This is a genomic window from Variovorax sp. 20P10.2.4 (assembly GCF_058244205.1).
On the sequence record NZ_JBZAYE010000452.1, the window covers coordinates 1 to 6,054 of the forward strand.

General features: G+C 68.9%; 5 protein-coding genes. All 5 read left to right on the forward strand.

The genetic code is table 11. The annotated features are described in order from the left end of the window. On the forward strand, positions 1–583 hold a 583-nt coding region (locus tag AC27VN_RS29915), incomplete at its 5' end, for an aspartate-alanine antiporter-like transporter (RefSeq protein WP_490878895.1). Between the two features lie 26 nt (positions 584–609). Continuing rightward, complete coding sequence (aspT, locus tag AC27VN_RS29920; protein WP_398496830.1) at positions 610–2,298, forward strand: aspartate-alanine antiporter; 1,689 nt, start codon at positions 610–612, stop codon at positions 2,296–2,298. Between the two features lie 55 nt (positions 2,299–2,353). Further along, the gene (locus tag AC27VN_RS29925; protein WP_296789345.1) at positions 2,354–4,021 is read left to right on the forward strand and encodes a bifunctional aspartate transaminase/aspartate 4-decarboxylase; all 1,668 of its coding nucleotides are present in this window, start codon (positions 2,354–2,356) and stop codon (positions 4,019–4,021) included. Between the two features lie 111 nt (positions 4,022–4,132). Continuing rightward, entirely contained in the window at positions 4,133–5,851 is a 1,719-nt protein-coding gene (locus AC27VN_RS29930; protein ID WP_490878896.1) for an Hsp70 family protein, read from the forward strand. Positions 5,852–5,866: 15 nt separating this feature from the next. Beyond that, a partial coding sequence (locus AC27VN_RS29935) for a J domain-containing protein (protein WP_490878897.1) occupies positions 5,867–6,054 on the forward strand: 188 nt, incomplete at its 3' end.

The window sequence follows — 6,054 nt, forward strand, 5'->3', positions numbered from 1 at the left end:
CGACCGGGTGCTGGCCTCGACGCGCAGCAACATCAGCTTCGCGGCCGCGGGCATCCTGCTCGGCGTCTTCATCGGCGGCTTCAGCGTCAAGCTCGGCGGCATCCCGTTCTCGCTCGGCACCGGCGGCGGCGCGCTGCTCACCGGCCTGGCCTTCGGCTGGTACCAGGCGAAGAACCCGCACCGGCTCAGCGTGCCGCCCGATGCGCTGGCGCTGATGAAGGACCTGGGTCTCGCCACCTTCATCGCCTGCGTCGGCCTGGCCTCGGGGCCGCAGGCGCTGGCATTGATCAAGAAGTTCGGCGTGGCGCTGCCGCTGGTCGGCGTGGCCGTGGCGGTGGTGCCGGCGAGCCTGTCGCTGTTCATCGGCCACCGGCTGCTCAAGCTCGAGGCGCCGGTGCTGCTGGGCGCGATCGCGGGCCAGCAGTGCAGCACGCCGGCCCTCAGCGCGGTGCAGAACGCGGCCGGCAATGCCACGCCGCTGCTGGGCTACACCATCACCTATGCGATCTCGAACGTGGTGCTGCCGCTGATGGGACCGCTGATCGTCGCGCTGGCCGGCCTGGTGCACCACGCGGCGAAATGAAGACTCAACCTCGAAGGAGCTGATCCATGGAATGGCTGCACGAAACATTCAAGAAGTCGCCCGAGATGGCGCTCTTTCTCTCGCTGGCGGTCGGCTACTGGATCGGCAAGATCAAGTTCGGCAAGTTCCAGCTCGGCGGCGTGGCCGGCTCGCTGCTGGTGGCGGTGATCGTGAGCCAGGTCGGCGTGCAGGTCGACGCCGGCGTGAAGGCGGTGCTGTTCGCGCTCTTCATCTACGCGGTGGGCTTCGAGAGCGGGCCGCAGTTCTTCAGCTCGCTGGGGCGGCAATCGATCAAGGAGATCATCCTGGCCGCGGTGATGGCGGCCACCGGCCTGGCCACGGTGGTGCTCATGGCCAAGTGGTTCGGACTCGACAAGGGCCTGGCGGCCGGCGTGGCGGCCGGCGGCCTCACGCAGTCGGCCATCATCGGCACGGCCGGCGACGCGATCGCCAAGCTCGGCCTCGACGCGGCCGAGACCGCGCGGCTGCAGGCCAACGTGGCGATCGGCTATGCCGTGACCTACGTCTTCGGCTCCTTCGGCGCGATCATCGTCTGCGTCAACCTGCTGCCCAAGTTCATGGGCCGCACCATCCGCGACGACGCGATCGCGGCCGAGACCGCGATGCAGGCCGGCGTGAAGGTGCTGGGCGCCGACCAGGAGGAAGCCGCGCCCTCGCTGGTGGGCCGCATCTACGAGCTCACGGCCGACCCGCAGCGCACCGTGGCCGACATCGAGAACGCCGACCCGGCCACCACCATCACCATCGAGCGCGTGAAGCGCGACGGCCGCTTCGTCGAGGTCAGCCCCACGCTCGCGCTGCGCCGCGGCGACATCGTGCTGGCCGTGGGCCGGCGCGACGCGGTGGTGGCGAGCGCGCCGCTGCTGGGCAAGGAGGTCTACGCGGTCGAGGGCATGGAACTCACCATGCACAAGCGCGACATCGTGCTGACCAACAAGGACTTCGAGCGCAAGACCGTGGCACAGATCCGCGAGGCCACCGCGGGTGGCGTGCGCCACGGCATCTTCGTGGTGCAGCTGAGCCGCATGGGCCAGGTGCTGCCGATGCAGCCCGACACCGTGGTGCAGGCCGGCGACGTGGTCACGATCTTCGGCGCCGAGCAGGACGTCAAGCGCGTGGCCGCAATCGTCGGCGACGTGATCGTGCCGAGCGCCAAGACCGACTTCGTCTACCTCGGCGCGGGCCTGGTGGTCGGCCTGCTGGTGGGCCTGCTGAGCGCGAAGATCGGCAGCATTCCGCTCACGCTCGGTGCCGGCGGCGGCGCCCTGCTCTCGGGCCTGCTGTTCGGCTGGTACCGCGCGCGGCGCCAGACCTTCGGCGCGCTGCCGCCCAGCGCGGTGCAGCTGCTCAAGGACCTGGGCCTGGCCGGTTTCGTGGTGGTGGTGGGGCTGTCGTCGGGCTTGCAGGCGGTGCAGACCGTCAAGCAGCACGGGCTCACGATCTTCGGCGTGGGCGTGGTCGTGACCATCGTGCCGATGATCCTCACGATGCTGTTCGGCCGCTACGTGCTGCGCTATGCCAACACCGCGATCTTCGCGGGCGCGCTCAGCGGCTCGCGCAGCGCCAACCCGGCCTTCGGCGAGGTGCTCGACAAGGCCGAGAACGCCATTCCCACCGTGCCCTTCGCGATCACCTACGCGCTGGCCAACGTGTTCCTCACGCTGCTCGGGCCGCTGATCGTCGCGCTGGTCTGAGCACGCCTTCCCTCTTCTTCCTTTCCTGCCTTACTCACAACCAAGGAGCCTTTCCATGGATTTCGGCGACGTGAAAAAACTCAGCGGCCTGAGCCCCTTCGAACTCAAGGACGCGCTGATCCAGGTGGCCAGCCAGGGCGACCGCCTGATGCTCAACGCGGGGCGCGGCAATCCGAACTTCCTCGCGACCACGCCGCGCCACGGCTTCTTCGCGTTCGGCGAATTCGCCATGACCGAGAGCGAGCGCTCCTTCGTCTACATGGAGGGCGTGGGCGGCTTCCCGCAGCGCGAGGGCATCGAGGCGCGCTTCGAGATCTTCACCAAGGCCAACGCGGGCCGGCCCGGCGTGCGCTTCATCGAGGCCGCCGTCTCGTACGTGCGCGACCAGCTCGGCCTGTCGGCCGGCGACTTCATCTACGAGATGTGCGAGGCGATCCTGGGCTGCAACTACCCGGTGCCCGACCGCATGCTGCGGCTCAGCGAAATCATCGTGGGCCAGTACATCCACAAGGAGATGATCGGCACCCATCCCTTCGTCGGCAGGTTCGACATGTACGCGGTGGAAGGCGGCACCGCCGCCATGACCTACCTGTTCAACAGCCTGCGCGAGAACAACCTGCTCAAGCCCGGCGACACCATCGCGCTGGGCATGCCGATCTTCACGCCCTACATCGAGATCCCGCACCTCAACGACTACCAGCTGATCGAGGCACTGATCGACGCGCCGTCCGAGAACGGCTGGCAGTACACGAAGAAGGAGCTGCAGAAGCTGCTCGACCCGAAGGTCAAGGCCTTCTTCCTGTGCAATCCGAGCAACCCGCCCTCGGTGAAGATCAGCGACGAGGTGCTCGGCTACATCGCCGACATCGTCAAGCAGCGGCCCGACCTGATCATCCTCACCGACGACGTCTACGGCACCTTCGCCGACGACTTCCGCTCGCTGTTCGCGATCTGCCCGCGCAACACCATCCTCGTGTATTCGTTCTCGAAGTACTTCGGTGCCACCGGCTGGCGCATGGGCGTGGTGGCCACGCACGAGGACAACGTGCTCGACCACCAGATCGCGGCCCTGCCCGAGGCGGCGCTGAAGGAGCTCGACGCGCGCTACAGCTCGATCACCACCGAGCCGCGCCGGCTCAAGTTCATCGACCGGCTGGTGGCCGACAGCCGCACCGTGGCGCTCAACCACACGGCCGGCCTGTCGACGCCGGTGCAGGCGCAGATGGTGATGTTCTCGCTGTTCTGCCTGATGGACGAACCCGAGGCCTACAAGCACGCGATGAAGCGCATCGTGAAGCGGCGCAAGGAGGCGCTCTACCGCGAGCTCGGGCTGCCGCTGTCGGCCGACCCGAACTCGGTGAGCTACTACCACCTGCTCGACCTGCAGGAGATCGCCACCCAGATGCACGGCGAGCGCTTCGGCGACTGGATCGTGACCCAGCTGCAGCCCAACGAGGCGCTGTTCCGCATCGCCGAGGAGACCGGCATCGTGCTGCTGCCGGGCCGCGGCTTCGGCGGCAAACACGCCTCGGGCCGGGTCTCGCTGGCCAACCTCAACGAGTACGACTACGCCAACATCGGGCGCTCGCTGCGCAAGCTGGCCTCGGAGTACTTCGCGCGCTTCGAGAAGCAGTCGGGCAAGGCCAGGCGCAGCAGCGATCCGGCGGTGTCGGCGGTGGTGGTCAAGCCGCAGAAGGCGGCCAAGGGCGGCAAGAAGAAATAGCCCCCGGCGGGCCGCCCGCGCGGCCCGTGCCCCTTCGCAGACACCCGGCCCACACGCCCTTCGCATACGATGGAGGGCAACAAAAGAGGGACCCGCGAAGGGGCGAGAAGAATGATCGTTGGAATTGACCTGGGCACCACCAACAGCCTGGCGGCGGTGTGGCGGGATGGCGCTTCCGTGCTGGTGCCCAACGGGCTCGGCGAGTACCTGACGCCCTCTTGCGTCAGCATCGACGAGGACGATTCGGTGCTGGTCGGCAAGGCGGCGCGCGAGCGGCTGCAGACGCATCCCGAGCGCACGGCCGCGGTGTTCAAGCGCTACATGGGCAGCAACAAGACGATGCGGCTGGGCAAGCGCGAGTTCCGGCCCGAGGAACTGTCGGCGCTGGTGCTGCGCTCGCTCAAGGCCGATGCCGAGGCGATGCTCGGCGAGCCGGTCACCGAGGCGGTGATCACCGTGCCGGCCTACTTCTCCGATGCCCAGCGCAAGGCCACGCGCGCCGCGGGCGAGCTCGCGGGCCTGAAGGTCGAGCGGCTGCTCAACGAGCCGACGGCCGCCGCGCTGGCCTACGGCATGCACGACATGCGCGCGGAAACCCGCTTCCTGGTGTTCGACCTGGGCGGCGGCACCTTCGACGTGTCGATCCTCGAGATGTTCGAGGGCGTGATGGAGGTGCGCGCCTCGGCGGGCGACAACTTCCTGGGCGGCGAGGACTTCGTCGAAGCGCTGATCGCGCTCTTCTTCGAGCGCAACAAGCTGCCGGCCAGCCTGCGCACCGACGCCCACTTCATGCAGCGCCTGGCCGCGCAGACCGAGGCCGCCAAGCGCGCGCTGAGCACCCAGCCGACGGCCGAGATCGTGGTCGCGCACGAGGCGGCGCAGCATCGGCTGGCGCTCGACGAAGGCACGCTCGAGCAGGCCTGTGCCACGTTGCTCAAGCGACTGCGCGCGCCCGTCGAGCGCGCGCTGCGCGACGCCAACCTGCGCGCCGGCGAGCTCGACGCGGTGGTGCTGGCCGGTGGCGCCACCCGCATGCCGGTGGTGCGGCGCCTGGCCACCACCATGTTCGGCCGCTTCCCCTCGATCGACTTCAACCCCGACGAGGTGGTGGCACTCGGCGCGGCGGTGCAGGCCGGCCTGAAGGCGCGCGACGCGGCGCTCAAGGAAGTGGTGATGACCGACGTGGCGCCCTACTCGCTGGGCGTGGCGGTCAGCCGCTGGCTCAGCGACACCACGGTGACGCACGGCCACTTCGACCCGATCATCGAGCGCAACAGCACGGTGCCCGTGAGCCGCTCGAAGAGCTACGTGCCCAACTCGGGCAGCCAGACCTCGGTCGACCTGCACGTGTTCCAGGGCGAGTCGCGCATGGTGCGCGACAACGTGCACCTGGGCACCCTGCACGTGCCGCTGGCGAGCCTGGGCGCGGGAGCATCCCCGGGCGATGCCGCGGTCGAGGTGCGCTTCACCTACGACGTCAACGGCCTGCTGCAGGTCGAGGCCACGGTGCAGAAGACGCAGGAGACCTTCAGCCTGCTGATCGAGGGCAATCCGGGCCTGCTGAGCGAGGCCGAGATCAAGGAGCGGCTGGCGGCGCTGAGCGCGCTCAAGATCCATCCGCGCGACCGCATCGAGAACCGCACCCTGCTGGCGCGCGCCGAACGCATCTACCAGCAGCTGCGCGGCGACGTGCGCGAGTGGCTGGGCATCCGCATCGCCGAATTCGAACGCGTGCTGGCGCTGCAGGACAAGCGGCAGATCGCGGCGATGCAGCGCCAGTTCCAGGAGCAGTTGGAGCAGATCGAGCGCGACGGCCCGCTGGCCGATTGAAGCGGGGCGACGACCATGACCGAGGTCCCCGGCTTCCTGCTCGAGCTCGGCCTGCGCGCCGATGCCGACGAGCGCGCCGTGCGGCGCGCCTATGCGGTGCAGCTCAAGCAGATCGACCAGGCGGCGCAGCCGCTGCAGTTCCAGCAGTTGCGCGAGGCCTACGAGGCCGCGTTGCACTGGGCGCGGCGGGCGCGGGACGTGCA